Annotated in this window: 3 protein-coding genes; all 3 read right to left on the minus strand. The window is 61.5% G+C overall.

What is annotated here, in order from left to right:
• Positions 1-287, minus strand: a 287-nt coding sequence (locus VFL62_RS21990) for an ABC transporter substrate-binding protein (RefSeq protein WP_325174497.1), incomplete at its 3' end; no start/stop codon positions are given.
• 345 nt (positions 288-632) lie between these two features.
• Entirely contained in the window at positions 633-1,511 is an 879-nt protein-coding gene (locus VFL62_RS21995; protein WP_325174498.1) for an alpha/beta hydrolase, read from the minus strand.
• Positions 1,504-1,938, minus strand: a complete 435-nt coding sequence (locus VFL62_RS22000) for a thioesterase family protein (RefSeq protein ID WP_325174499.1) — start codon at positions 1,936-1,938, stop codon at positions 1,504-1,506. The genes VFL62_RS21995 and VFL62_RS22000 overlap by 8 nt, the downstream gene beginning before the upstream one ends.
• Between the last annotated feature and the right edge of the window lie 231 nt (positions 1,939-2,169).

Consider the following 2,169-nt stretch of genomic DNA (forward strand, 5'->3'; position numbering starts at 1 on the left):
GAGACCTTGTCCTCGCTGACCGCGCGCTGAAAGGCGCGCACCGAATCCGCCGACGAACTCTTGTTGTCATAGGTCACGATCTCGATCTTGCGCCCGAGCACGCCGCCCTTGGCGTTGATCTCGTCAGCGGCGATCTGCGCGCCGCCGGGCGTTGCCGCGCCCGCGATCGATTGCACCTCGGCGATCACGCCGATCTTGATCGGGTCTGCCGATTGCGCGTGAGCCGCACTGCCGAGAAACACCGTTACCGCGCCCGCAAGCAGGGCCGTCGTGCCGGATGGCTGCATCGTTCTCTCCCTTTGCATTGTTTTTTGTTGCGCCGCGGTGAGCGGAGCGCCTAGTGGTCCGATTCTAACATTCGCATCCCGTCTCGGTAGCCACTCCTGCGAATGTTAGAATCAAAAGGACCACTCGCAAATACAGGTTCTGGTGGAGTTCAGGATTTGACATTCGCTCCCGGACTCGCGACCAGGTCGTGGCGAATGTCAAATCCACTCCACTCGAGGAAGTCTATGCTTGGCGTCTGGAAGTTGAAAGCGCCGCCGAGCCGGTCGAACCTGACACCAGCGCTTTGGCCGCAGCGGTTGTCGTGTCCTCAGCCGGCTCCGGTTTCGGCGCAACCATGGGCGAGATCACACCGCGCCGAGGAAATCGCGCAGTATCTTCGTCACTTCCGACGGATATTGATCGACAAAGAAGTGCCCGCCAGGAAGCGCGGCATCTTGCGCGTTGCTGAGGCGCTTGCGCCATTCCCGGGGGATATCGAAGAGCCGGGCCATTTGCCCCGTGGAGCCGTAGAAAACCAGTGCCGGACAATCGACCAGCCGATCAATGTCCGCGGCATCGTGCTCGAGATCGATCGAAGCCGCGGCGCGATAATCCGAACACGAACCATGAATCATCGCAGGATCGCGCCAGGAGCGGCGATAATCGGCAAGCATCTCCTGGTCGAAGTCGGTAATTTTGGTCGCGCCCCATCCGACCAGGCAGGTTTCGTAAAAGAAGTCCGGATCGTTGCCGATCAGCCGTTCGGGAAACGGATCGGGCTGGGAGAGGAAGTACCAGTGCCAATAGGAGCCGGCCACCTTGCGGTTGGTATCCATGAACATGGCATAGGTCGGCACGATGTCCATCACGGTGAGGCTGACGACGGCATCCGGATGATCGAGGGCCAGCCGGTGTCCGGTGCGGCCGCCGCGATCATGCCCGACCAGATGAAACCGCTCGAAGCCAAGCGAGCGCATCAGATCGAGCTGGTCGCGCGCCATGGTTCGAAAGGAATAATTCGATTTGTCCGGGAGGCAGCGGGGCTTGGACGAGTCGCCATATCCTCTCAGGTCGGCGCAAACGACGGTATGGGCCTCGGCCAGTCTCGGCGCCACGCGGGCCCACATCGCCTTGTTTTGAGGAAAACCGTGAAGCAGCAGCAGAGGCGGGCCTGATCCGCCGATGACGCACGAAATCTCGACGTCGCCGACACTGATCTTTCGCGCCGCGAATCCCTCAAACATGGCCCTTGTCCCCTTTTGCCAGGACGCGCTTGAGGAATTTGGCCGAAGCCACAATCGCGCGCTGATGAACTCCCTCGCCGATCAGCCCGGCCTCGTCCCGGCACCGAACGCGAAAGCCGAGGTTTCTCCCCTCGATCGAGATCAGCTCGACCTCGGCCCTCACCATCATTCCAGGTGTCGTCGGCGCCATGTGACTGACGTCGATGTGTGTACCGACAGTCTGGAAATCCGGCGGCAAGGCCGTTCGCAGCAATTCGATGCAGGCCCACTCGATGAATCCCACCATGAACGCCGTCGCAAAGACCGGCGGCATATCGCCGAAGCCCGTGAAAACGCGCGAGAGCGCCGGCACGATCAGACGATCGTCGACACGCAGCTCCAGGCAATGCCTGGTCCCGACGACCAGGCGCTCGGTTTCGATTGGCATATCCGCGTCCCGTCCTCGGCGGATTGGAGGAGATCATGCCCACCAGAGCACATGGCCCGCTCGGCACAATCTGGAAATTACAGATATAGGATTCGGCAATGACGAAGGCAGGTGTCGGCCCGTTTGCCGCCTGGGCCGTGTCGGGGCAGCCCCACCTCTTCCCGCAAACGGGAAGAGGCGAAGCGTTCCAGCGCGTCAGTTCGCGGCGAAGCAGTACAAGAGACCATCGCC

Source organism: Bradyrhizobium sp. (assembly GCF_035701725.1).
Classification (GTDB): domain Bacteria; phylum Pseudomonadota; class Alphaproteobacteria; order Rhizobiales; family Xanthobacteraceae; genus Bradyrhizobium.

Coding starts and splice junctions, on each gene's coding strand:
- VFL62_RS21995 (WP_325174498.1), bottom strand. CDS start 1,511: ATGTTTGAGGGATTCGCGGCGCGAAAGATCAGTGTCGGCGACGTCGAG.
- VFL62_RS22000 (WP_325174499.1), bottom strand. CDS start 1,938: ATGCCAATCGAAACCGAGCGCCTGGTCGTCGGGACCAGGCATTGCCTG.